The 549-nt window shown below is 53.6% G+C and carries 2 protein-coding genes; both read left to right on the top strand.

All coding sequences use genetic code 11. The features are described from left to right. Positions 1-320 (top strand): conjugative transfer protein MobI(A/C) (gene mobI / locus R8N49_RS29665; protein ID WP_318190767.1); only part of this gene is annotated, 320 nt, incomplete at its 5' end. 4 nt (positions 321-324) lie between these two features. Beyond that, positions 325-549 (top strand): hypothetical protein (locus tag R8N49_RS29660; RefSeq protein ID WP_318190766.1); only part of this gene is annotated, 225 nt, incomplete at its 3' end.

The following is a 549-nucleotide window of genomic DNA, read 5'->3' as shown; positions in this document are numbered from 1 at the left end:
AGGACGAACAAGGGCGTGTCGGTACACGGGTTCGCATTCTAGGCGTATCACTCGTTGCAGAGTGGTATCGCAACAGATTTGTCGAACAAGTTCCCGGACAAAAGAAAAGGGTTCTATCGACACATATCAAGAAGGGTCGCGGTCATGCCTACAGCATGTCGCACTTCAAGAAAGAGCCTGTCTGGGCACAAGAGTTGATCCAGCAAGTTGAAACCAGGTATGCCGTGTTAAGACAACGCGCCACTGCCTTAGCAAAAATTCGCCGGGCGCTAAACGAGTACGAGCGCCAGCTAAACAAGACACATAGCGACGAGGTGTGACAACATGACAGCATCTGTAGCGGCCACTGAATTGGCGAAACTGGGGAAATGTGAAGCGATGATCAAGAAAGTCGCCAGCCATCCTCGCCCTGCCCTGTCAAAGCGCCCACAATCGCCACAGGGGACAGATAGCACCCTTCGGGGTGAGTTCGCTCATTTCCGATATGAAGCGGCAGCCCTGCGTTTTATGAGCGGCACTGCGGGGGCTAAGCGTCGCATCTACCAGCTA

The organism is Vibrio sp. 1978 (assembly GCF_033344345.1).
This window is presented reverse-complemented; position numbering and strand designations above follow the sequence as displayed.